The 22,843-nt window shown below is 68.6% G+C and carries 20 protein-coding genes and 1 riboswitch; of the genes, 11 read left to right on the top strand and 9 right to left on the bottom strand.

Going from position 1 to position 22,843, the window contains the following annotated elements:
- Window positions 1–158: 158 nt before the first annotated feature.
- The gene (locus AC3WLC_RS10845) at window positions 159–1,016 is read left to right on the top strand and encodes an AraC family transcriptional regulator (protein ID WP_493683932.1); all 858 of its coding nucleotides are present in this window, start codon (window positions 159–161) and stop codon (window positions 1,014–1,016) included.
- A gap of 24 nt (window positions 1,017–1,040) precedes the next feature.
- Window positions 1,041–1,793 (top strand): GntR family transcriptional regulator, encoded by a 753-nt coding sequence (locus AC3WLC_RS10840; RefSeq protein ID WP_493683931.1) that lies wholly within the window; start codon window positions 1,041–1,043, stop codon window positions 1,791–1,793.
- Here the strand turns inward: AC3WLC_RS10840 and AC3WLC_RS10835 are convergent.
- From AC3WLC_RS10835 to AC3WLC_RS10795, 9 genes are all read right to left on the bottom strand, one after another.
- Window positions 1,782–3,302: a tripartite tricarboxylate transporter permease gene (locus AC3WLC_RS10835; protein WP_493683930.1), complete on the bottom strand. Its 1,521-nt coding sequence runs from the start codon at window positions 3,300–3,302 to the stop codon at window positions 1,782–1,784. The genes AC3WLC_RS10840 and AC3WLC_RS10835 overlap by 12 nt on opposite strands.
- A 4-nt stretch (window positions 3,303–3,306) precedes the next feature.
- The gene (locus AC3WLC_RS10830) at window positions 3,307–3,798 is read right to left on the bottom strand and encodes a tripartite tricarboxylate transporter TctB family protein (RefSeq protein WP_493683929.1); all 492 of its coding nucleotides are present in this window, start codon (window positions 3,796–3,798) and stop codon (window positions 3,307–3,309) included.
- Between the two features lie 69 nt (window positions 3,799–3,867).
- A complete protein-coding gene (locus AC3WLC_RS10825; RefSeq protein WP_493683928.1) occupies window positions 3,868–4,818 on the bottom strand; it encodes a Bug family tripartite tricarboxylate transporter substrate binding protein in 951 nt (316 codons plus the stop codon).
- A gap of 85 nt (window positions 4,819–4,903) precedes the next feature.
- Window positions 4,904–5,836 (bottom strand): methylisocitrate lyase, encoded by a 933-nt coding sequence (gene prpB / locus AC3WLC_RS10820; protein WP_493683927.1) that lies wholly within the window; start codon window positions 5,834–5,836, stop codon window positions 4,904–4,906.
- Between the two features lie 6 nt (window positions 5,837–5,842).
- On the bottom strand, window positions 5,843–7,294 hold the full coding sequence (locus AC3WLC_RS10815; RefSeq protein WP_493684538.1) for a bifunctional 2-methylcitrate dehydratase/aconitate hydratase: 1,452 nt from the start codon (window positions 7,292–7,294) through the stop codon (window positions 5,843–5,845).
- 363 nt (window positions 7,295–7,657) lie between these two features.
- Window positions 7,658–8,314, bottom strand: coding sequence for a class I SAM-dependent methyltransferase (locus AC3WLC_RS10810; RefSeq protein WP_493683926.1), 657 nt, complete (start codon window positions 8,312–8,314; stop codon window positions 7,658–7,660).
- A complete protein-coding gene (locus AC3WLC_RS10805; protein ID WP_493683925.1) occupies window positions 8,311–9,090 on the bottom strand; it encodes an ABC transporter ATP-binding protein in 780 nt (259 codons plus the stop codon). Before AC3WLC_RS10805 ends, AC3WLC_RS10810 begins: the two co-directional genes overlap by 4 nt.
- Window positions 9,087–10,130 (bottom strand): FecCD family ABC transporter permease, encoded by a 1,044-nt coding sequence (locus AC3WLC_RS10800; protein ID WP_493683924.1) that lies wholly within the window; start codon window positions 10,128–10,130, stop codon window positions 9,087–9,089. Before AC3WLC_RS10800 ends, AC3WLC_RS10805 begins: the two co-directional genes overlap by 4 nt.
- Window positions 10,127–11,164, bottom strand: a complete 1,038-nt coding sequence (locus AC3WLC_RS10795; protein WP_493683923.1) for an ABC transporter substrate-binding protein — start codon at window positions 11,162–11,164, stop codon at window positions 10,127–10,129. The genes AC3WLC_RS10800 and AC3WLC_RS10795 overlap by 4 nt, the downstream gene beginning before the upstream one ends.
- A 206-nt stretch (window positions 11,165–11,370) precedes the next feature.
- Window positions 11,371–11,580: riboswitch (cobalamin riboswitch) on the bottom strand.
- Between the two features lie 96 nt (window positions 11,581–11,676).
- On the opposite strand from AC3WLC_RS10795, the gene AC3WLC_RS10790 reads away from it, so the two are divergent.
- From AC3WLC_RS10790 to AC3WLC_RS10750, 9 genes are all read left to right on the top strand, one after another.
- Window positions 11,677–12,630, top strand: a complete 954-nt coding sequence (locus tag AC3WLC_RS10790) for a GlxA family transcriptional regulator (protein WP_493683922.1) — start codon at window positions 11,677–11,679, stop codon at window positions 12,628–12,630.
- A gap of 151 nt (window positions 12,631–12,781) precedes the next feature.
- Complete coding sequence (locus AC3WLC_RS10785; protein ID WP_493683921.1) at window positions 12,782–14,380, top strand: FAD-dependent oxidoreductase; 1,599 nt, start codon at window positions 12,782–12,784, stop codon at window positions 14,378–14,380.
- Window positions 14,377–15,558, top strand: coding sequence for an NAD(P)/FAD-dependent oxidoreductase (locus AC3WLC_RS10780; RefSeq protein WP_493683920.1), 1,182 nt, complete (start codon window positions 14,377–14,379; stop codon window positions 15,556–15,558). The genes AC3WLC_RS10785 and AC3WLC_RS10780 overlap by 4 nt, the downstream gene beginning before the upstream one ends.
- On the top strand, window positions 15,542–16,819 hold the full coding sequence (locus AC3WLC_RS10775; RefSeq protein WP_493683919.1) for a sarcosine oxidase subunit beta family protein: 1,278 nt from the start codon (window positions 15,542–15,544) through the stop codon (window positions 16,817–16,819). The genes AC3WLC_RS10780 and AC3WLC_RS10775 overlap by 17 nt, the downstream gene beginning before the upstream one ends.
- A 10-nt stretch (window positions 16,820–16,829) precedes the next feature.
- A complete protein-coding gene (locus AC3WLC_RS10770; RefSeq protein WP_493683918.1) occupies window positions 16,830–17,105 on the top strand; it encodes a sarcosine oxidase subunit delta in 276 nt (91 codons plus the stop codon).
- Window positions 17,102–20,026, top strand: coding sequence for a sarcosine oxidase subunit alpha family protein (locus AC3WLC_RS10765; protein ID WP_493683917.1), 2,925 nt, complete (start codon window positions 17,102–17,104; stop codon window positions 20,024–20,026). The genes AC3WLC_RS10770 and AC3WLC_RS10765 overlap by 4 nt, the downstream gene beginning before the upstream one ends.
- Window positions 20,013–20,627, top strand: coding sequence for a sarcosine oxidase subunit gamma (locus AC3WLC_RS10760; RefSeq protein ID WP_493683916.1), 615 nt, complete (start codon window positions 20,013–20,015; stop codon window positions 20,625–20,627). Before AC3WLC_RS10765 ends, AC3WLC_RS10760 begins: the two co-directional genes overlap by 14 nt.
- Before the next feature lie 34 nt (window positions 20,628–20,661).
- Window positions 20,662–21,867, top strand: coding sequence for a trans-sulfuration enzyme family protein (locus AC3WLC_RS10755; protein ID WP_493683915.1), 1,206 nt, complete (start codon window positions 20,662–20,664; stop codon window positions 21,865–21,867).
- A 16-nt stretch (window positions 21,868–21,883) separates the two neighbouring features.
- A complete protein-coding gene (locus AC3WLC_RS10750) occupies window positions 21,884–22,837 on the top strand; it encodes an ABC transporter permease (RefSeq protein WP_493684537.1) in 954 nt (317 codons plus the stop codon).
- The last annotated feature ends 6 nt before the right edge of the window (window positions 22,838–22,843 follow it).

The following is a 22,843-nucleotide window of genomic DNA, read 5'->3' as shown; positions in this document are numbered from 1 at the left end:
GGCGATACGGCAGCCCGCTCCCCGCTTATGCGAGCGACGAACCGGTTGCAGCAAGCGCACCGGCCCACCGTCCATTCCCTTCGCCTATCAGAAAGCCAGCTGACCTGCTTTCGACGCTTTGCCAAAAACTATAGAATACCGGACAAAACAGAGACACCATGAGCTGGTCGATCATCACCACCCCGCCGGAAGCCCTGCCGCCGCGACCGATGACGATGCGGGCGCAATCGATTCCGCCCCGGCATCATTTCCCGGAGCACGCCCATGACTGGCATCAGCTGGTCTATGCGATCGACGGCGTGCTGAGCGTCTCCACGATCGGGCAGACCTTCATCACCTCGCCGGACCAAGCGGCCTGGCTGCCGACGGGCGTGCCGCATCGCGTGGGATCTCTGCTCGGCGCGGAGTTCCGGAGCCTCTGGATCGCGACTGAGGCCGGGAGCGGGCTGCCGCTCGCCCCGACGGTCCTGGCGGTGTCGCCGCTGCTCAAGGCCCTGATCGTCGAGGCGGCAGCGATCGAAGGCCAGGGCCACGCAGACGGCTATGGCAGCCGGGTGGTGACCCTGATCCTCGACCAGTTGCGCCGCGCCCCGGCCTTGCCGACAGCCCTGCCGTGGCCACGCGACAGCCGCCTCGCCGCGCTCTGCGAGGCGCTCTATCTCGATCCGGCCGACGAGCGCAGCGCCGCGAACTGGGCAAGGGAGCTCGGCCTCTCCAGCCGGACCTTGACGCGCCGGTTCGAGGCCGAGATCGGCGCGCCGCTGCGCTCATGGAAACGCCGCCTGCGCCTGTTCCGGGCAATCGAGCTGCTCAGCGGCGGGATGTCAGTGACGCAGACCGCGATGGAACTGGGCTACGGCTCGGCCTCGGCCTTCATTTTCGCCTTCAAGGCAGAGATGGGCGCAAGCCCGCATGCCCATGGCCGTCAGGGCAACCGGCGCGGCAAGCCGGCAATCGATTTTCCGGTGCCCCCTGCCCCGGCAATCGCGCATACTCCGCGCGCCCCGGAATCATGATCTCTCGGCAAGGCGACAATGGCGATGGCGATGACCGGCGAGCCGGACACAGCGGAGCTTTCGGATCCGGTTCCGGCTGGCAGGCCCGGAATTGGCGACAAGCTCTATGACGCCCTGACCAGCGCGATCGTGACGGGGGCGATCGCCCCGGGCGAGAAGCTGAGCGAGCCGGTGATCGCGCGCCGCTACGGCGTCAGCCGTGCCCCTGTCCGCGAGGCGATCCGCCGCCTGCAGGAACGCGGGCTGGTCAGCTACGTCACCAACCAGGGCGCGCGCGTCGCCCAGCCCAGCGCCGACGAATTCCTGGCGCTGCTCGACGTCCGCGAGGCGACCGAGGGCATGGCGGCGCGGCTTGCGGCCGAAAGCATGAGCGATGCGGAGATCGCCGCGCTGGAGGCGCTGGTCCAGGGGCACCGCGGCGAGATCGAGCGCAACCCGACGGGCGCCTATCTGCAGGACGAGCCCGAGGCCGATTTCCACCGCCGGATCGCCAAGGGCAGCGGCAATCCCATCCTGGCGGAGCTGCTCTGCGAGCAGTTCTATCCGCGGCTGCGCCTGTGCCGGCGGCTGCATTCGACCGTCCCCGGCCGTGGCCGCGAGGCCTGGCACGAGCATATCCGCATCACCGAGGCGATCAGCCATCGCGACGGCGAGCTGGCCGAGATCCTGATGCGCCGCCATATCCGGGCAGCGCGCACCGCGCTGCAGGCCGCACTCGCCAGCGCCGAAAGCGCCAGGCCCGCGGCGCGACGGCGCGGTGGCCGGTCAGCCGGCTGAGGCGGGCTGTGCTACGGCCTCCTCGGCGCGCCTGCGCCGCCAGGCGAGCAAGGGCGGCACGGTGAGGACCAGCGCCGCGATGGCGAGCAGCGAGGCCGAGATCGGCGTGCCGACCAGCACGCTCCAATCGTCCTGGCTGACGGCAAGCGCCCGCCGCAGCTGGATCTCGGCCTGCGGGCCGAGGATGAGGCCGATCAGCGCCGGCGCCACCGGGAAATCGTAGACGCGGGCGACATAGCCGATCAGGCCGAGCCCGCACATCAGGGCAAGGTCGATCCAGGAGGTGGACAGGCCCCAGACGCCGACGAGCGCGAAGACGACGATGCCGCCATAGATGTACTGGCGCGGGATCAGCAGCAGCCTGACCCAGATGCCGACCAGCGGCAGGTTGAGGATGAGCAGGATCAGGTTGCCGATATAGAGCGAGGCGATCAGGCCCCAGAGCAGGGTGGGATTGGTGGCGAAGAGCAGCGGCCCGGGCTGCAGCCCATAATTCTGGAACGCCGCGAGCAGGACCGCAGCCGTCGCGGTCGAGGGCAGGCCGAGCGTCAGCAGCGGCACCAATATGCCGGCGGCGGCGGCGTTGTTGGCCGCTTCCGGCCCGGCGACGCCCTCGATCGCGCCCTGGCCGAACTCCTCGGGATGCGGCGTCAGGCGCCGTTCCAGCGCATAGGAGAGAAAGGTCGGGATCTCGGTGCCGCCAGCCGGCAGCGCCCCGATCGGGAAGCCGATGACGCTGCCGCGCAGCCAGGGCTTCCAGGAGCGCGCCCAGTCCTGCCGGGTCATCCAGTGGCCGCCGGAGAGCGGGTTGATCGCGGGCGGTGCCGAGGCGTGCCGGCTCGCGACATAGAGCGTCTCGCCGATGGCGAAGAGCGCAACCAGGACCACGGTGAAGGAGACGCCGTCGAGCAGTTCGAGCATGCCGAAGACCATGCGCGTCTGGCCGGTCTGGGTATCGATGCCGATCGTCCCGAGCGCGAGGCCGAAGACCAGCGCTGCGAAGCCGCGCACCAGCGAACGCCCCATCACCACCGCGACCGAGGTGAAGGAGAGCACCATCAGCGCGAAATAGTCCTCGGGGCCGAAGACGAAGGCGAGCTCGGCGATCGCCGGGGCGAGGAAGGTGAGCGCGAGCGTGCCGATCGTGCCGGCGACGAAGGAGCCGATCGCCGCCGTCGCCAGCGCCGCCGCGCCGCGGCCGCTGCGGGCCATGCGGTTGCCCTCGAGCGCAGTCATCACCGAACCGCTCTCGCCCGGCGTGTTGAGGAGGATCGAGGTGGTCGATCCCCCATAGAGCGCCCCGTAGAGGATGCCGGCGAACATGATGAAGGCCGAGGCCGGGTTGACCTGCGCCGTCACCGGCATCAGCAAGGCGATGGTCAGGGCCGGGCCGATGCCGGGCAGGACACCGACGGCAGTGCCGAGCGCGCAGCCGACGAACGCCCAGAACAGGTTGATCGGCTGCAGCGCGACGGCAAAGCCGCCGATGAGCTGGTTCAGGATGTCCATCGCCTCACCCGATCAGCGGCAGAAAGCCGCCGAGGCTGATGCCGAGGCGGGAGAAGCCGAGCCAGGCCGCACTGCCGAGTGCGAAACCGATCGCCAGGTCGAGGGCTGTGCGGCGCGAGCCGAAGGCATGGGTGACGAGGGCGAAGGCCAGCATCGCCGTGAGCGGAAAGCCGAGCCAGCGCATCGTCGCCAACGGAACAGCGACCCCGGCCAGCGCCAGCAGGAAGGCAGAGCGCGAGGGCGGCGCCTCGGCTTCGTCGTCGACGGCTGCAAACTCCCCGCGCAGCGCCTGGAGGGCCAGGAGAATGCCCAGCACGGTCAGGCCGAGGCCGACGGCCAGCACAATCGCCGCCGGTCCGAGGCCGATATAGTTGGTGGTCGAGGAAATGCTCCGCGCGCCGTTGAGCCAGAGCGCGCCCATGATGGCCAGGGCGAGCCCCAGCCACCAGGGCTTGCGCCGGCGAGCTCGCACCTCTGCTTCTTGTGCGCCTGGCATGATCGTCCGCTCCCCGGAATCGATTGGGCGCGGCACGCGACCGTCAGCCACGTGCCGGCAGCGTGGCGACTATTTGAGGATGCCGACGTCCTTGAGCGCGCTCGTCCAGTTCGCCTCCTCCTCCTTGAGGAAGGCGCTGAACTTGTCGCCGGGGAGATAGGCGTCCTCCCAGCCCTGCGTCTTCAGAGTCTCCTTCCAGGCCGACGTCTCGTGCAGCTTGGCGAAGCGCTCGAGCCAGAGCTTCTTGGCGTCCTCGCTCATGCCGGGTGCACCGACGAAACCGCGCCAGTTGCCGATCTCGACCGGGATGCTGGATTCCTTCAGCGTCGGCGCATTGATGCCCTCGACACGGGTCGGCCCGGAGACGGCGATGATCCGGATGCGGCCCGATTCCGCGAACTGCCGGAACTCGGAGGCGCCCGAGATCGCAGCCTTGATCTTGCCGCCGCCGAGCGCCGCGAGAATCTCGCCGCCAGAGAACGAGACGAAGTTGATCTTGGCGACCGGCGCGCCGGCGTGCTTGGCGAGCAGCGCCAGCATGACATGGTCGGCGCCGCCGGCCGAGCCACCACCGACCGAGAGCGCGCTCGGGTCGGCTTTCAGCGCCGCGATGAAGTCCTGCGGCGTCTTGATCGGCGAGTTCGCGGGAACGGCGATGGCGTTGTATTCGTTGGTGAGCCGCAGCAGCGGCGTCGTATCGGCCAGCGAGACTGGCGTCTTGTTGGTGATGACGCCGCCGACCATGATCACGCCGGTCACCAGCAGGGCGTTGTCGTCGCCTTTCGCCGTGCGGACGAATTCGGCGAGGCCGATCGTGCCGGCCGCGCCGCCCTTGTTGGTGAAGGAGGCGCCGTCGGTGAAGATCTTGCTCTGGGCGAACGCCGCCATGGTTTGGCGGCCGGCCCCGTCCCAGCCGCCGCCGGGATTGGCGGGGATCATCACCTTCGCCGGATCGGCGAAGGCCGTCGTCACACCAAGCCCGAGCACCAGCGCGCCGGCCATCGTCAAACGCTTCAGCATCGTCGTCTCCCTCCCGTTGTCGATTACGCCGCCTTGTTCGGCTGGTCGTCTCTTGCCGCGCCGGGCGCGGGTGCCGTGATCGTCGTCAGGTGCTGCGCCCGCGCTGCGGCATGCCCTCGGGGATGATCGTCTCGATGATCGAGGCGTCGAGCGCCTCGTAGTCGTGCAGGCCGATGGTTCCGTAGAGCTCGGCGCGGGTCTGCATCTGGTCGACCATGGCGTGGGTGCCGCCGTCACGGGCCAGCGCCGCATAGAGCCGCTGCTGCGCCTTGTTGGCGACGCGCAGCGAGGAGACCGGCCAGATCACCATGCGATAGCCCATCGCCTCGAACTCGTCGGCGGTGAAGAAGGGCGTGCGGCCGAATTCGGTCATGTTGGCGAGCAGCGGCACGCCGGGTACGCGCCTGGCGAACTCGCGGAACATCTCGGCGGTGTTCAGCGCTTCCGGGAAGATCGCGTCAGCGCCAGCCTCGAGATAGAGCTTCGCCCGGGCGACCGCTCCGTCGATGCCCTCGCTGGCCGCAGCATCGGTGCGAGCGACCAGGTAGAGGTGCCGGCGGGCCCTGGCGGCGGCTGCGACCTTGGCTGCCATGTCATGGGCATCGGCGAGCTTCTTGTCGTTGAGGTGGCCGCATTTCTTCGGCAGCAGCTGGTCCTCGATATGGACGGCGCCGGCGCCGGCCTCTTCGAAGACGCGCACCATGTGCATGACGTTGAGCGCCTCGCCATAGCCGGTGTCGCCGTCGACCAGCAGCGGCAGGCCGCTGGCGCGGGCGATCTGGCGGATGAAGAAGGCGACCTCGTCGACGGTGATGATGCCGAGATCGGGCAGGCCCATCGACGCCGTCATCGCTGCGCCGGAGAGATAGAGGCCCTCGAAGCCGGCCGCCCTGGCCTGAAGCGCCGCCATGCCGTTATGGGCGCCGGGCAGGCGCAGGATGCCGCCGCGCTCGACCAGCGCGCGGAAGCGCTGGCCGGCCGGTTCGCTGGGCAGTTCCGAGGCGACGAGATAGGGCATGGGCGCTCAGTTGCAGTAGAGGTCGACGTAGTCGTGGACCGGCATCGCCTCGAGCTTCGCCTGGTCGAGCGAGACATCGAGGATCCGGCGCTGGCGCTTCTCGACGAAGCGGCGGGCGAGATTGGTGCGGAACTTCGCCTCGAGCAGCGGGATGCCATCGGCGCGGCGGCGCTTATGGCCGATCGGGTATTCGACCACGAGCTCGGGCAGCACCGTCCCGTCCTTCAGCGTCACGGTCATGCCATTGGCGATCGAGCGCTTGTCGGGGTCGTGATAGTCGCGGGTGAAGGCGGGATCCTCGACACACTCGATCCTGTCGCGCAGCGCATCGATGCGCGGATCGGCGGCGACGTCGTCCTCGTAATCGGCGGCGGTGAGCCGGCCGAAGATCAGCGGCACGGCGACCATGTACTGGATGGTATGGTCGCGATCGGCGGGGTTATGCAGCGGCCCACGCTTGTCGATGATGCGGATGCAGGCCTCGTGCGTCCTGATCCGGATCGAGGCGATGTCGTCACTGCTGCGGCCCATCTCACGCAGGCGCTGATGCAGGCTCATCGCCGCCTCGACCGCTGTCTGCGAGTGGAACTCGGCCGGGTAGGAAATCTTGAACAGCACATGCTCCATCACATAGGAGCCGTAGGGGCGCTGGAACTTGAAGCTCTGGCCACGGAACGAGGCGTCGTAGAAGCCCCAGGTCTTGGCGGTGAGCGCCGAAGGATAGCCCATCTCACCGGTCCGGGCGATCAAGGCGAGCTTCACCGCCCGGCTGGTGGCGTCGCCCGCCGCCCAGCTCTTGCGCGAGCCGGCATTGGGAGCGTGGCGATAGGTTCGCAGTGCCTGGCCGTCGACGAAGGCGAGCGAGAGCGCATTGACGATCTCGTCACGGCTCAAGCCGAGCAGGCCGGCCACGACGGCGGTCGAGGCGACCTTGACCAGGATGACATGGTCGATGCCGACCTTGTTGAAAGCGTTCTCCAGCGCCAGGCAGCCCTGGATCTCATGGGCCTTGATCATCGCGGTCAGCACGTCGCGCATCGTCAGGGCAGGACGGCCGGCCGCGACCGCGCTGCGCGACAGCCAGTCGGCCACGGCGAGGATGCCGCCGAGATTGTCGGACGGATGGCCCCATTCGGCCGCCAGCCAGCAATCGTTGAAATCGAGCCAGCGGATCATCGTGCCGATATTGAAGGCGGCCTGGATCGGATCGAGCTGGTAGGGCGTACCGGGCACGCGCGCGCCGTTCGGCACGACGGTGCCCGGCACCACCGGGCCGAGCAGCTTGGTGCAGGCGGGATAGTCCAGCGCCTCCAGCCCGCAGCCGAGCGTGTCGATCAGGCAGTTGCGGGCGGTCTCGTAAGCGAGCGCGCTGTCGACACGATAGCCCAGCACATAGTCGGCGATATCGACGAGGACGCCGTCCGGAGCCGGCCGTTCGTTGTTGCTGCCACTCGCCATCGCCAGACCGTCCCTCGCATCGCAGCGGCGGCTCATGCCACCACCATTATTGTCGACATAAATTGCAGATCAACGCAGGAATGACAAGCGCTCCAGACTCTAAAACCTGAATACTGTCGACAACAATGGCAAAACGGGGCCGCGCAGCTTGCGCCGGAGTCTGGCTCAAGCGGGCGCCGGCGGGACGGAACGGGTTGGAATGGATGGTGGGCGGAGAAAGGAAAAGCCCTCAACGAGCCGCCCAGCCAAAGCCGAGCAGCACCGCGCTTCGTCAGCAGGAAGCGCGACCGGCCCTCACATGCCGGACATGGACGATCGCGAGCAGCCGAGCCTTTGCCGGCCCTGTTCGCATCGGCGGACGCGTCAGCCCTTCTTCGCCGTCAGCACGAACATCGGCACGTCGCCGGGATAGGGCGAGGCCGGAAACAGATGCTGCCAGCTCCGCGCCGGGCCGAAGCCGGCTTCGCTCAGCATCGCCCGGGCATCGTCTTCCGTCAGCCCGTCATGGCGCGGCAGGCTGTTGGCGAGCGTCTCGGGATAGGTCGAGCGGTATTGGGCCGCGACCGACCAAAGCCCGTCCGAGACCAGGATCAGCCCACCCGGACGCAGGATGGATTGAGCCTTGCGCAGCGACGCCATCGGATCGGGCAGCGTCCACAGCACATTGCGCAGAGTCACGATATCGGCCGAGCCCGGCTCTAAAGAGGCCTCCTCGATCAGAGCCTGCTCGAAGGCGACATCGAAGCCGGATGCCGCGGCAGCCTGCCGGGCAACTATGAGCATCCCGGCGGAGCCGTCGCAGGCGCGCACGCGATGCCCCAGCGATGCGGCGATCAGCGCACAGGCGCCAGTGCCCGTGCCGAGGTCGACGACATCCTTCACCTCCTCCGCTTCGAAGGCGGCAGCTAGGACGTCGCGCCAGAGCGAGGCCTGCGCCACATGCGAGGCGACGCCGTCGAAGGCCGGCGCGCGCCGGGTCCAGTAATCGGAAACCTGGGTCTGCGCCTCGGCCGGCTTCATGACTGCCTCCGTTCCGTCTCGATGAGATATTCGATGTGCCGGCGCCCCGACGCTCCCGTGCGGATCGAGACCGCGACGCCAAAAATGCGCTGGATCGCCTCTGCGGTCAGGACCTCGTCCGGCGTCCCCGCCGCCTGCAGCCGCCCCTCATGCAGCAATGCGATCTCGTCGCAAAACATCGCCGCGAGGTTGAGATCGTGCAGCGCCATGATGCAGGTGATGCCGAGGCGGCGGACCAGGCCGAGGATCGAGAGCTGGTGCTGGATGTCGAGATGGTTGGTCGGCTCGTCCAGGATCAGCTCGCTCGGCTCCTGGGCGAGCGCGCGGGCGATATGGACGCGCTGGCGCTCGCCGCCCGAAAGCGTGTGCCAGAACTGGTCATGCCGCTCGGTGAGTCCGACCCGCGCCAGCGCCTCGTTCACCGCCGCCTCGTCGGCGCCGCTCCACGATGCCAGCGCCGCGCGATGCGGCGTGCGCCCGAGCCGGACGACATCGCAGACCGAGAGCTGAATCTCGGTTGTCGCCTGCTGCTCGACGAAGGCGAGACGTCGCGCAAGCTCGCGCCGCGGCACTGCAGCGATGTCGCGCTCGTCGAGCGTGACCACCCCGCTCGCGACATTGCGCAGCCTGCAGAGCAGCCGCAGCAGGCTCGATTTGCCCGAGCCGTTCGGCCCGATCAGCCCGAGCACCCGGCCGGGGGCCGCCTGCAGCGTCACCCCGTCGACGATCATCCGGCCGGCGGCGCCCCAGCACACCTCACGAGTCGCGAGCGTCATACGGAACGCCTCGCGCGGTAGAGGATGAGCGCGAAGACCGGCGCGCCGAACAGCGCCGTGACCACGCCGATCGGCAGGATCTGCTGCGGGATCAGCACGCGCGAGAGGATGTCGGCGAGGATCATGAAGATCGCGCCGACGACAAGGCAGGCCGGCAGCAAACGGGCATGGCCGGAGCCGACGAGGAAGCGGGCAGCATGGGGGATGATCAGCCCGACGAAGCCGACCGTGCCGACGATCGAAACCATCACCGCGGTCATCACCGCCGTGGTGGCGAAAAGCACGACCTTCACCCGCGTTACGGCCACGCCGAGCGAGGCGGCGGCATCGACACCGAAAGCGAAGGCGTCGAGCGCCTTGGCGTGCAGCATGCAGATGCCGAAGCCGATGAAAGCGACCGGCGCGGCGATCCAGAGATCGGGCCAGCGCACGCCGCCGAAATTTCCCAGCAGCCAGAACATCACGCCGCGTGCCTGCTCGGCGCTGGCCATGGTCGTGACGATGGTCGCCGTCGCCGCGTTGAAGAGCTGCGAGGTCGCGACGCCGGCGAGGATGACGCGATCGCTCGCCCCGCCAGCCCCCGTCGCCAGCAGCGCCACGACCGCGAGCGCGGCGCAGGAGCCGATGAAGGCGCCGGCCGAGACCGTCAACGCCGTGCCGCCGATGCCGACGCCGAGGATCAGCACCGCGACGGCGCCGGTCGAGGCGCCGGCGGAGATGCCGAGCACATAGGGCTCCGCCAGCGGGTTGCGCAGCAGAGCCTGCAGGATCGCGCCGGAGAGCGCCAGCGCGCCACCGCCGAGTCCCGCCATCAGCGCCCGGCTCAGGCGATAATCGAAGATCACGCCCTGCTGGATCGCGCTGACCGGGAAATCGAGATCGAACAGCCCATTGCCGAGCGCGCGCAGCGCCGTATCAAACGGGATGCGCATCTCGCCGATCGTCACCGCCAGCGCCACCGAAACGGTGAGCGCGACGAGCGAGGCCAGCGCGATCGCGATCCGCGCCGGCCAGTTCGGGCCGTGGGCAGCGTGGCTCAAGGAGAGAGGCCGAAGCCGGAGATCGCCTTGGCGAGCGTCTCGATACCGTCGACCGTGTCGAGCCCGGCGCGGGTGGCGCCGACATCCAGGATCACGATGCGGTTGTTCCTGACCGCGTCGAGCTTGCTGGCGACGGGGTCGGTCTTGAGGAAGTCGAGCTTCTTCTCGATATCATCGGCCGGAAAGCGGCGGCGATCCATCTTCACGGTGACGATCACAGCCGGGTTGGCGCCGGCGATGCTCTCCCAGCCGACCAGCGGCCATTCCTCGTTGGTGGTGATGATGTTGCGGGCGCCGAGCTTCGACAGGATATAGGCGGGCACGCCGTTCTTGCCGGCCATGAAGCCGTCGCCCTTGATGTCCTTGCTGGAGAACCAGACCACGACCGGCACGTCCCTGGCCTTGAGGCTGGCGACAGCCTGCACCGCCTTGTCCTCGCGCGCCTTCAGCTCGGCAATCAGCGCATCGGCCCGATCGGAGACGTCGAAAATCTGCCCGAACTCGCGGATGTTGCGATAGACCAGCTCCATCGTGAACATCTGGGTGCGCACGCCGTCGCCGGCGCCGGAATTGTCCTTGCCGACGCAGTCGGTCGGCGAGACGTAAGTTGGCACCTTGACCTTGGCGAACTGGTCGCGCTTGCCGACGATTCCGTTCGGCCCGACATGCCATTCGAACATCGCGGTGACGAGGTCGGGCTCCTGGGCGAGCACCGCCTCGAAGCTCGGATCGTTGTCGGCGAGGCGCTTCACCCTGGCGTTCACCGCCTCATAGGGCTTGGCGACCGGCGAAAACCAGACGGCGGTGCCGACGACGCGGTCGCCGAGACCGAGCGCGTAGAGGATCTCGGTCTGGGTCTGGCCGATCGCGACGACGCGCTTGGGCGGGGCGGCGAAGGTCACGCTCTCGCGGCAGTTCTCCAGGGTCAGCGGATATTGCGTCGGCGCCGCCAAGGCGGCACCCGCGACTAGGGTGCCGAGGAGCGCCGCGACGGGCGCCAGCGGCAGGCGGGTGATGTATCGCGTAGCCGGCACGGGACAAGCCTTGAATGTAACAATGTTGCATTTCTGATAGAAGGGACGGCGCGCAGCCGTCAAGCTCTGCGCGACAGCGCGGGCGGTGTTCACGAACATGGGTCTCATCGCTCCCCGAGATGGCAGGCGGGGAGCTGCGCAGGGGCGTGGATGGATGGAGGCATGGCCGCCATCGACACACAGCTCCGGAACACCCCGTCCGAAAGACGTCTTCGACGACCGGGGCAGGTCTCCTGGCTCGCGGGTCAGTGCCGCTTCCGCCCGGCCTTCCCGGCGCTGTCGGCGCCAGTGGACGATGGACGGAGAGCTCGCCGCTTACAGTTGCGGGGGCAGCCTCGGCTTTGGCGGAATACGCCTCACCGAATTCCCTCTTAGCTCCGGATGCGATCCGGAGAACCTCGATCGCGGCCACCCTATAAGGCCGCGCTGCACCGTCAAGCCCGTCCGCAGCCTTGCAGCGATGGCCACCGCCTCAAGGCTTGCTAAGGTAGGGCCAGGCCAAGGGGTGAGGCATGCAGAGCGAATACCGCGTCGCCATTGTCGTGCTGCCGAACTTCACCCTGCTCGCCCTGTCCAGTGTCGTCGACACGCTCCGGCTGGCGAATCGGGCGCTGGGACGCGAGGCCTACAGCTGGACCGTCTACGGGCTGCAGGACACCGTGGCGGCCTCGAGCCATGTCGGCATCGTCCCCGACAGGCTGCTGGCGGGCGTGCATGACGACGAGGCCGACATCGCCATCGTCTGCGGCGGGATCGGCGGCCATCTCTACAATGAGCGCCATTTGCGGGCGTGGTTGCGGGATCTCGACAGCCGCGGCGCGATCATCGGCGCGATCTCGACCGGCATCTGGCAGGTGGCCCGCGCCGGCCTGCTCGACACCTATCGCTGCGCCGTCCACTGGGACGACCTGCCGTCCTTCTCCGCGACCTTTCCGCTGGTGGAGGTCCGCTCCGAGATCTTCGTACATGACCGACGCCGGCTCACCTGTTCAGGCGGCGTCGCGGTGATCGACATGGTCCTCTATCTCGTCGCGGTGCAATTCGGCATCGCCCAAGCCGACAGCGTCGCGGACCTCTTGATCCACGCCCGAATCCGCTCCTCCGACGAGAAACAGCGCGGCACCGCCGGCAGCCCGCAGGCAACGCCGCGGACCGTCCGCAGGGCGGTGACCCTGATGGAGCGCAATATCGAGGCGACGCTCCCCGTTACCGCGATCGCCTGCGAGATCGGCTGCTCCACCCGCCAGCTCGAACGCCTTTTTGCCGAGGCGTTCGGCATGTCGCCCAAGCGCTATTATGACGGCGTGCGCCTGCGCCATGCCCGCAAGCTCCTCGTCGAAACCGACGTCCCGCTCTCGGACGTCGCAGTGCAATGCGGCTACCCGTCCCAGGCGCAGTTCGCGACGCGTTTCCGGACCGCTTTCGGCAAGCCGCCGCTACGCTACCGGCTCCATGCCCACAGATGACGGGCCGGCTCGATCAGTCGATGTTGCAACGCCGCGAAAGCTATGTCGCTTATCGGGAAAAGATGTCGCTTTTCCGCAAGTCGTAGCCCCAGTCGTTCCTTAGCCTCCTCTCAAACGCCGCCCGTCGAGAGGGCGCCGGGAGACTGCCAGAATGACCCGCCTGGATGAGCGGTCGACGGCCGGCAAGCCGTTGCCCGTCCGCGAGCACGCACGTCTGTTGGTCATCGGAGCCGGGCCCGCCGGGCTGTCCGCAGCGCTCGAAGCCGCTAGGCGCGGCATCGCGGTCGTGCTGATCGACGAGCATCCCGTCGATCACACCCTGATGGGGCTCGACGTGCCCTTCCATTTCGGTCAGCGCATGGGCGGCTCCACCCGCAACAAGGCGCGGATGATCGAGACCATCGCCGCTGCGGACGAGCGGATCGCGGAAGCCTTCGAAGCGGGCGTCGACGTCAGGCTCGGCCTTTCCGTCTGGGGCCTGTTCTCGCCACGCCCCGGCCTGCGCTGGCTGCGCGGGCATGTCGCCGGCCTCAGCGATGGTGAGAGCAGCTGGTTCCTTTCCTTCGATGCGGCGATCGTCGCGACCGGGCGCCGCGATGTCGGCCTCGCCTTCCCTGGCTGGGAACTCCCTGGCGTGATGGGCGTGACCGCCGCGAGCGCCCTGCTGCAACGCTACGAGGCCTTCGACGGCCGGGCGCTGGCAATCCTCGGCTCCGGCGTGGAAGCGACTGAGTTCGCGAAAGCGGCCCTAGCAGCCGGGCGGAAGATCGTCGGGCTGATCGAAGCGGGAGAGACGCCGCGCGATCCCGTCGGCTGCGCAGAACTCGCCCAGCGGGGCGTGCCCGTGCTGACGCAGACTATGATCTCGCGCGCTAGCGGCGGTCATAGCGGCGTCGAGCATGTGCTCCTGCGGTCTTTGGGGACCGAGGACGTGGATGCGGGCCAGCTTGCCTGCGATACCGTCGTTCTCGCCACGGGCGCCGCGCCCGTGATCGAGCTGCTCGACGTCGCCAGCGCCGAGATCGGCTTTGCGCCGCATCGCGGCGGCTATGTTCCGGTGCTCGACGCCGACGGCCGAACCTCGGTGCCCGGGCTCTTCGCCGCCGGAGACTGCGCCGGCATCTCTTCCGGCAAGACGATCGATTCCGCGATCGCCGCGGCGGAAGGAGTTCGCGCCGCGGTAGCAGCCTGCGACGAGCTTGCCGCCGGCACTGTAAAGGCGTGGCAACCTGCACCTGCGGCCGAGCCGGGCCCGGCCGACGAGAATGTCGAGGACGTACGCTCCGTCTGGGCGGCCGCGTCGATGGCCGTCGCCGACGCCGGCACGCATCTCTGTCAGTGCGAGGAGGTCAATCTGGCTGACCTGCTCGGCGTCCGCCCGCCACGCTACCTGTCGGGCGACGACGGCGCACTGAAGTCGCACGATCTGGCAGCACTCGCCGCGGACGGACAGGTCAGCCAGGACCAGATCAAGCGCCTCACCCGTGCCGGCATGGGCCCCTGCCAGGGCCGGCGCTGCCGCGAGCAGGTCGGCGCGGTGTTGGCAAAGGCCACCGGCACGCCGCTCGCCCGGATGCCCTTGCCGAGCCATCGCGCCCCGGTCCGGCCACTACCGCTCTCGGCCTTTGCCGAGGATCGCGAGCCTGATGTCCTCGCGCAGAACTGGGAAGGCTGGTTCGGCATCGCCAGCCAATGGGTGCCGTACTGGACCTTGTCCTCGGATGCCGCCGGCACGGAGGAGCGGCCATGACTGCCGGCGAGGGACAGAAGGGCGCTGATGTCATCATTGTCGGCGGCGGCGTGACGGGGCTGAGCACCGCCTGGTGGCTGGCTCGGGCCGGCGTCGACGTGCTGCTGATCGAGAAGGGCATCGTCGGCTGGGGCGCTTCGGGCCGCAATGGCGGCGGGGCGACGCATCATCAAAGTCCGCTCTTCGCCGAGGAGCAGCGACTCTGGCCGCTGATGGACGAAATGCTGGGATATCCGACCGAATACCAGCCGAAGCGCATTCGCATGGCCTTGAGCGATGCGCAGATGGACGAGTTCAGGATCGGCGTCGACAATACCCGCGGCCAGGGCTTTCCGGCCGAGTGGTTGGATGCCGGCCAGGTCCGTGATCTCGTCCCGCTCGCCGGTAGCAATGTGGTCGGCGGCGTCTATTACGAGCGCGGTGGTCACGCCAATCCGCAGCGGACGGTTCAGGCCTATGCCTGGGCGTTGCAGGATCTCGGCGGGCGCATCCTGCAGCATACCGCGGTGACCGGCTTCGAGCGGCGCGGCGACAAGGTCGTCGCGGTCGAGACCAGCGCCGGCAGCTTTGCCTGCAAGACGCTGGTGCTGGCGGCCGGACCGCAGACCGGCGTCCTCACGGCCCTGCTCGACAGCGAGGTACCGGTGACCCCGGCACGGGCCGAGATGATCGTCACCGAGCCGCTGCCGCTGATGCCGATCGGCGGCGTCGACGGCAACCATCTCTATGGCCGCCAGACCTTGCGCGGCAACCTCGCCTATGGCGGCGGCCCGCATGAATGGCTGACACCGGACGACGACACCATCGCGGCGCGCCCGTCGAGCCCCCTCGCCCGCAATGTCGCCAAGCGCCTGGCCGAGCTCTTCCCCAAGGCCGCGCATATCCGCGTCATCCGCAGCTGGGCCGGCGTGATCGAGAACACGCCGGATGGGCGGCCGGTGATCGATCGGCTGCCGACCGCCGGCAACGTCATCGCCGCGACGATGTCGAGCGTCGGCTTCGGCCTCTCGCCGGCTACGGGGCGCGCCATTTCGCAACTCGTGCTCGATGGCCGCTGCGATTTCGCCGATCTGTCGAGCTTCCGCCTGTCGCGCTTCGGGAATCTCAGCCCGGACTGGCGCGAGGAGCGCGGCTGGGTGCCCCCACAAACGGATGATGACGATGCCCGCGCGGCCTGAACCGATCGCCGACCGCTATTCGGCCTGGCGGCTGCTGACGGAGAGCCTTTCCGGCAATCGCGGCTGGAAGCCGGCCTGGCGCAAGCCCGAGCCGAAGTCGTCTTATGACGTGATCATCGTCGGTGGCGGCGGCCATGGGCTGGCGACCGCACATTACCTCGCCAGCGTGCACGGGATCACCAATGTCGCGGTGGTCGAGAAGGGGCCGATCGGCCTGGGCAATGCCGGCCGTAACACCACGATCGTGCGCTCGAACTACGGTTTGCCGAGCAATACGCGCTTCTACGAGTGGTCACTGAAGCTGTGGGAGGGGCTGGAGCAGGACCTGAACTACAACGTCATGATGAGCCAGCGCGGCGTGCTCAACCTGTTCCATTCGGACTCGCAGCGCGACGCCACCGCAAGGCGCGGCAACTCGATGCTGCTGCAAGGCGTCGATGCCGAGCTGCTCGACCGCGAGCAGGTCAGGGCGATGGCGCCGTTCATCGCGATGGACAATCCGATGTTCCCGATCTTCGGCGGGCTGCTGCAGCGGCGCGGCGGCACCGCCCGGCACGATGCCGTGGTCTGGGGTTTCGCCCGTGCCGCCGACCGGCGCGGCGTCGACATCATCGAGCATTGCGAGGTCACCGGCATCCGCCGCGAAGGCGGGCGCGTCACCGGCGTCGAGACGACGCGCGGCTTCATCGGGGCGAAGAAGGTCGGCGTCGCCGTCGCCGGCAACACCTCGCGGCTGGCGACGATGGCCGGGCTCAAGCTGCCGGTCGAGTCGCATCTGCTGCAGGCCTTCGTCTCCGAGGCGATCAAGCCGATGATCGATGGCGTCGTCACCTTCGGCGCCGGGCATTTCTACATCAGCCAGTCCGACAAGGGCGGGCTCGTCTTCGGCGGCGACCTCGACGGCTACAACTCCTATTCGCAGCGCGGAAACCTGCCGCTGGTCGAGCACCTGATGGGCGCAGCCGTCTCGATGATCCCGGCGATGTCGCGCCTGCGCGTGCTCCGGCAATGGGCGGGGATCATGGACATGACGATGGATTCCTCGCCCTTCATCTGCAAGACGCCGATCGACGGGCTCTATTTCAACGGCGGCTGGTGCTATGGCGGCTTCAAGGCCACGCCCGGCTCGGGCTGGTGCTTCGCCCACACCATCGCCAACGACGCGCCGCACGCCTTCAACGCCGATTTGACGATCGAGCGCTTCCGCGACGGGCGCATGATCGACGAGCGGGGCGCCGGCCCCAATCCCTGGGCGCAGTGAGGCGGCGGCGATGCACCTGATCCCCTGTCCCTATTGCGGCGAACGCCCCCAGGACGAGTTTCACTATCGCGGCGACGCCACCGTGAAGCGCCCGGCGCCGGGCGCCGGCGAGCAGGCCTTCTACGACTACGTCTACACCCGGGAGAATCCGCGCGGCTGGCATGACGAGTGGTGGCATCACTATGCCGGCTGCCGGCAATGGGTGAAGGTCCGGCGCAACACGCTGACCCATGCGGTCGCAGCGTCAGTCGGGCCAGCGGACGCACTGCCGGAGGCGACGCCATGACCTCGCGGCGCCTTCCCAGCGGCGGCCTGATCGACCGCAGCAAAACCATCCGCTTCAGCTTCGACGGCCGCGAGCTCACCGGCCATCCCGGCGACACCCTGGCATCGGCCCTGCTCGCCAATGGCGTGCGCCTGGTCGGTCGCAGCTTCAAATACCACCGGCCGCGCGGGATCATGACCGCCGGCCCCGACGAGCCGAACGCGCTGGTCGAATTGCGCGAGGGCGCCCGCCGCGAGCCGAACAGCAAGGCGACCGAGATCGAGCTGCATGACGGGCTGGTCAGCCGCAGCCAGAACCGCTGGCCCTCGCTCGCCTTCGACGTGATGGCGCTCAACGCGCTGGCCGGCAAGGCGCTCTCGGCCGGCTTCTACTACAAGACCTTCATGTGGCCGAAACGCTTCTGGGAGAAGCTCTACGAGCCGCTGATCCGGCGCGCCGCCGGCCTCGGCCGGGCCGCGACCGAAGCCGATCCGGACCATTACGAGGCGATGCACGGCCATTGCGATGTGCTGGTCGTCGGCTCGGGCGCTGCCGGTCTCGCGGCTGCGCGCATCGCGGGTGAAGCCGGAGCGCGCGTCGTCCTGTGCGAGCGCGATGCCCTGCTCGGCGGCGGGCTGCTGATCTGCCCACAGCACCAGGCCTGGCGTGCCGAGATGCTCGCTGCGCTGAAGGCGCTGCCGAACGTCGAGATCCTGCCGCGCACCAATGTCTTCGGCTATTACGACCACAATCTGCTCGGTGCGCTGGAGCAGGTCGCGGACCACCGCTTCCAGCCGGACGAGCACGAAGTCCGCCAGCGCTATCGCACGTTCCGGGCCAAGCAGGTCGTGCTGGCGACCGGCGCGAGCGAGCGATTGATCGCCCTGCCCGGCAATGACCGGCCGGGCGTGATGATGGCCGGCGCGGCCTTGACCTATCTGCGCCGTTTCGGCGTCGTGCCGGGCGAGAACGCCGTCGTCTTCACCAACAACGACAGCGCCTATGAGACCGCCCTCGCCCTGGCGGAGGTCGGTCTACGCCGGGTGACGCTCGCCGATGTCAGGCCGCAGAGCGAGCTTGCCGGCGTGGTCGCGGCGCGCGGCGTCGAGGTCCGGCTCGGCACCGAGGTCGCCGGTTTCGACAGCAAGACCGCGCTGCTGCGCCCGCGCGGCGGCAGGCTCGGTGAACCCGTCGTCGCCGACCTGCTCTGCCTGTCCGGCGGCTGGAATCCCAACGTCCAGCTCGCCAGCCAGTCCGGCGCCAGGACACAGTGGAACGCCGCGCTGGCGAGCCATGTGCCGGGCGAGCCGGTGCAGGCGGAGCGCTCCGCCGGCGCGGCACGCGGCGTCTTCGGCATCGGCCCGGCCGCGCATGATGGCGCCGGCGCAGGAGAAGCCGCAGCGGCCGCGGCCGGCTTTGAAGGCAAGCCCGGCTTCGCCTTGCCAGAGCTTGGCCGAAGCGAGCAGCCGCTCGCGCCGCTCTGGGAGGTCAAGGCGCCCGGCAAGAGTTTCGTCGACCTGCAGCACGACGTGACCGCCGAGGACATCCGCCTCGCCCATCGCGAGGGCTATGCCCATATCGAGCACGCCAAGCGCTATACGACACACGCCATGGCGACCGACCAGGGCAAGCTCGGCAGCCTGGTCGGCGCGGCGATCCTGGCGGAGGCGCGCGGCGAGCCGGTCGAGGCGGTCGGCGTGCCGACGCATCGGCCCTATACGATGCCGGTCGCGGTCGGTGCTCTCGCGGGACACGCCTCGGGCGCGCATTTCCAACCGATCCGGCGCACCGCGCTGCATGACTGGCACCTGCGCAATGGCGCGGCGATGCAGCCAACCGGAGCCTGGCTGCGGCCGTTCTACTATCCCAAGCCCGGCGAGACCGGCTGGGAGCCGATCTTCCGCGAGGCGCGGGCGGTGCGCTCGGCCGTCGGCATCTGCGACGTCTCGACCCTCGGCAAGATCGACGTGCAGGGGCCGGACGCCGCGATCTTCCTCGACCGGCTCTACATCAACAGCTTCTCGACGCTGGCGGTCGGCAAATGCCGCTATGGCGTGATGCTGCGCGAGGACGGCATCGTCTTCGACGACGGCACCACCTCGCGGCTCGGCGAGGAACATTTCCTGGTGACGACCACCACCGGCAATGCCGCGCCGGTGCTGGAGCATATGGAGTTCCACGCCCAGACGGTCTGGCCCGAGCTCGACGTGCAGTTCTGCTCCGTGACCGACCAGTGGGCGCAGATCGCGGTCGCAGGCCCGAAAGCGCGCGAGACGCTAGCCGCCGCGATCGAGGGGCTCGACCTTGCCAATGAGGCCTTCCCGTTCATGGCGGTCGGCGAAGGCAAGATCGCCGGCGTGCCGGTCCGCCTGTTCCGGATCAGCTTCTCGGGCGAGCTTGCCTATGAGGTCGCGGTGCCGTCCAGCGAGGCCGAGACGGTCTGGGAGGCGATCCTCGCCGCGGGCAAGCCTTTCGGCATCGTGCCCTACGGTCTGGAGGCGATGAGCCTGATGCGGATCGAGAAGGGCCACGCCGCCGGCCCCGAACTGAACGGCCAGACCACCGCGGCCGATCTCGGCATGGGCCGGATGATGAAGAAGGCCGGCGACGTGATCGGCCGCGTCCTCGCCGGCCGCCCCGGCCTTGCCGATCCCGGCCGGCCGCGCCTTGTCGGCATCCGCCCGCTCGATCCCGGACAGCGCCTGCGCGGCGGCGCCCATATCGTCGGCGAGTCCGGCTCTGGCACGAGCCTGGGCTGGGTCAGCAGCGTCACCCAGTCGATCGAGCACTCATGCTGGATCGGCCTCGCGCTGGTGGAGAATGGCGAGAGCCTGAAGGGGCAGCGTCTCTTCGCGGTGTCGCCGCTGCACGACGAAAGCGTCGCGGTGACGATCACCAGCCCGCACCATGTCGATCCGGAGAACGCCCGTGTCCGCGCCTGACCGCCGCTCGCGCTTTCCGGCTTCGCAGGCTCGCCAGGGTGGCCGTGCCGGCGATGCGCCGCTCGCGATCGTCGAGCGGCCGGCGACGCTGGTGCAGGTGACCACGTGCAAGGGCCGGCAGGCCGAGCTTGCCGCGGCCATCGCCAGGACGCTTGGCCTCGACCTGCCCGAGCCCGGCCAAGTCGCGACGACCTCGGACAAGGCCGCCCTCTGGCTCCAGCCCGGATGCTGGCTGATCGAAGCGCCGGCCGAGCAGCGCGGCGAGTTGCCCGGCGCCCTCGCGCAAGCACTGACGGGCATCGCCGCCGTGGTCGACCAGAGCCATGGCCGCTGCGTCATCGAGATCTCCGGCGCCGAGGCCCGCGCCGTGCTCGCCCGGCTCTGCCGGCTCGATCTGCATGAGCGGGTCTTCGCGCCCGGGCACAGCGCCGCGACCCTGATCGGCCACGTCTCCTGCCTGATCCACCGCGTGGACGGCGAAACGCCGTGCTTCCGGCTGCTGGTCGGCTCGACCTTCGCCGAATGGCTGCTCGACGAGATCACCGCTGCGGCCGCGAGCCAGGGCTGGAGCTTCACCCCTACGCGTGAGGCCGCGGCATGACGAATTATCAAGACAGGACCGGGATCACCGCGCCATGACCACCCACCGGCCCAATCGCCAGCTCGGCTTCCAGACGCGCTCGATCCACCAGGGTTATGACCCGCTGCTTGAACGCGGCTCCGTCTCGCCGCCGATCTACATGACCTCGACCTTCGCCTTCCCGAACGTGGCCGCAGCCGATGCGGTGGTCGCGGACGAGGTCGAGGGCTTCCTCTATGGGCGCGAGCACAATCCGACGCAGGCGCTGCTGGAGCAGCGCGTCGCCTCGCTGGAAGGAGCGGAAGCCGGCGTCGCCGCCGCCTCAGGCATGGCCGCGATCAGCTCGCTCTTCTTTTCGCTGCTCTCGCCCGGCGACGAAATCATCGTCCACGAGACGCTCTACAACAACACCACTGCCCTCACCGGCGAGGGCCTGCCGCGCTTCGGCATCAAGGTCGTCAAGGTCGACCTCTCCGAGCCGTCCAACCTGACCGCCGCCGTCACCGGCAAGACCCGGCTCGTCTATTTCGAGACGCCGATCAACCCGACCGGCGAAGTGCTCGACATCGCGGCGATCGCTGCGATCGCGCACCAGGCGGGCCTGCGCGTCGTGGTCGACTCGACCTTCGCCTCGCCGGCTCTCCAGCGACCGCTGGAGCATGGGGCCGACATCGTCGTGCATTCACTGACCAAGTACATCAACGGCCATGGCGACCTGCTCGGCGGCATCGTGCTGGGCGATGCCGAGACGATGCACAAGGTGCGCGGCCTCGGCCTGCGCTATCTCACCGGCGCGACGCTGTCGCCGATGGCCTGCTTCCTGGTGCTGCGCGGCTTGAAGACGCTGAAAGTCCGAATGCGCCAGCACAGCGAGAACGGACTCGCCGTCGCGCAGATGCTCGATGCGCACCCGGCGGTCAGGATCGTGCGCTATCCCTTCCTGGAGAGATATCCGCGTAACGTCATCGCCCGCAAACAGATGGCCGGCGGCAGCGGCATGATGTCGTTCGAGCTGCATGCCGGATACGACGGCGCCATGGCGATGATGGACAAGCTCAAGCTGATCGCCCGCGCCGTCAGCCTCGGCGATGTCGAATCCCTGATCATGCATCCCGGCGGCCTGCTGCAGGCGCGCCGCAAGGTCTATCCGGAGGCCAGGCTCGGCACCGGCGTGACCATGGACCTGATGCGCCTGTCGATCGGCCTGGAAGACGCCGAGGACCTGATCGACGACCTCAAACAGGCACTCGACGGAGGCTGATGCGATGGGCGGGGACGTGCTGAGCTATGCGTTCTGGCGGATCATCCACTCGATCCCGCTCGTCATCGGCGTCTCCATCATCGGCTTCGGCATCATGCACCTGGCGCCGGGCGGACCGCTGGCGGTCTACACGCTGAACCCGACCATCACAGTCACCGACATCGAGCGCATCAAGGTCGCGCTCGGCCTCGATCAGCCCATCCATATCCAGTACCTGACCTGGGCCAAGGCGATGCTGACCGGCACCTGGGGCTTCACCTTCTTCGGCGGCCGGCCGGTGCTGGAGGTGATCGTCGAGCGGCTGCCGGCGACGATGATCCTGATGGGCACCTCGATGGCGCTCGCCATGCTGATCGGCACGGCGATCGGCATGCTCGGCGCGATCCGGCGCAATTCGATCTTCGACTATCTCGCCACCACCGGCGCCATGCTGGCGCTGTCCTTCCCGACCTTCTGGTTCGGGCTGATGGCGATCTACATCTTCGCGATCAAGCTCGGCTGGCTGCCCTCCGGCGGCATGTACGAGCTCGGCGAGGAGGGCAACCCCTGGGACCTGCTGCGCCATCTCGTCCTGCCGGCGATGGTGCTCACCTTGGTGCTGGTCGCGCAATGGAGCCGCTATGCCCGCTCCAGCTTCCTCGACGTGATCCAGCAGGACTACATCCGCACCGCCCGCTCCAAGGGGCTGAGCACGCGCGCCGTCCTGTTCGGCCACGCCTTCCGCAATGCGGTGATCCCGCTGGTCGCCCTGTTCGGCGTGCAGTTGCCGACGCTGTTCTCCGGCGCGCTCGTCGCCGAGACGATCTTCAGCTGGCCCGGCATGGGCCGCCTCTTCGTCGATGCGCTCAACATGAAGGAATACCCGATCCTGATGGGGATGATCATGTTCACGGCGCTCTTCGTCGTGGTCGGCAACCTGATCGCGGACATCGCGATCGCGCTGATCGATCCGCGCGTGAAGCTGGGCTGAGGGCAA

It is taken from the genome of Allobosea sp. GW821-FHT03A12 (assembly GCF_058986765.1).
Note: the sequence above shows the minus strand (reverse complement) of the source record. Positions and strands in the feature narration are given on the sequence as shown.

What these genes read in the sequence shown, in the direction of transcription:
- AC3WLC_RS10845 (WP_493683932.1), top strand. Translation starts at nt 159, where the DNA reads ATGAGCTGGTCGATCATCACCACCCCGCCGGAAGCCCTGCCGCCGCGA.
- AC3WLC_RS10840 (WP_493683931.1), top strand. Translation starts at nt 1,041, where the DNA reads ATGGCGATGACCGGCGAGCCGGACACAGCGGAGCTTTCGGATCCGGTT.
- AC3WLC_RS10835 (WP_493683930.1), bottom strand. Translation starts at nt 3,302, where the DNA reads ATGGACATCCTGAACCAGCTCATCGGCGGCTTTGCCGTCGCGCTGCAG.
- AC3WLC_RS10830 (WP_493683929.1), bottom strand. Translation starts at nt 3,798, where the DNA reads ATGCCAGGCGCACAAGAAGCAGAGGTGCGAGCTCGCCGGCGCAAGCCC.
- AC3WLC_RS10825 (WP_493683928.1), bottom strand. Translation starts at nt 4,818, where the DNA reads ATGCTGAAGCGTTTGACGATGGCCGGCGCGCTGGTGCTCGGGCTTGGT.
- prpB (WP_493683927.1), bottom strand. Translation starts at nt 5,836, where the DNA reads ATGCCCTATCTCGTCGCCTCGGAACTGCCCAGCGAACCGGCCGGCCAG.
- AC3WLC_RS10815 (WP_493684538.1), bottom strand. Translation starts at nt 7,294, where the DNA reads ATGGCGAGTGGCAGCAACAACGAACGGCCGGCTCCGGACGGCGTCCTC.
- AC3WLC_RS10810 (WP_493683926.1), bottom strand. Translation starts at nt 8,314, where the DNA reads ATGAAGCCGGCCGAGGCGCAGACCCAGGTTTCCGATTACTGGACCCGG.
- AC3WLC_RS10805 (WP_493683925.1), bottom strand. Translation starts at nt 9,090, where the DNA reads ATGACGCTCGCGACTCGTGAGGTGTGCTGGGGCGCCGCCGGCCGGATG.
- AC3WLC_RS10790 (WP_493683922.1), top strand. Translation starts at nt 11,677, where the DNA reads ATGCAGAGCGAATACCGCGTCGCCATTGTCGTGCTGCCGAACTTCACC.
- AC3WLC_RS10785 (WP_493683921.1), top strand. Translation starts at nt 12,782, where the DNA reads ATGACCCGCCTGGATGAGCGGTCGACGGCCGGCAAGCCGTTGCCCGTC.
- AC3WLC_RS10780 (WP_493683920.1), top strand. Translation starts at nt 14,377, where the DNA reads ATGACTGCCGGCGAGGGACAGAAGGGCGCTGATGTCATCATTGTCGGC.
- AC3WLC_RS10775 (WP_493683919.1), top strand. Translation starts at nt 15,542, where the DNA reads ATGCCCGCGCGGCCTGAACCGATCGCCGACCGCTATTCGGCCTGGCGG.
- AC3WLC_RS10770 (WP_493683918.1), top strand. Translation starts at nt 16,830, where the DNA reads ATGCACCTGATCCCCTGTCCCTATTGCGGCGAACGCCCCCAGGACGAG.
- AC3WLC_RS10765 (WP_493683917.1), top strand. Translation starts at nt 17,102, where the DNA reads ATGACCTCGCGGCGCCTTCCCAGCGGCGGCCTGATCGACCGCAGCAAA.
- AC3WLC_RS10755 (WP_493683915.1), top strand. Translation starts at nt 20,662, where the DNA reads ATGACCACCCACCGGCCCAATCGCCAGCTCGGCTTCCAGACGCGCTCG.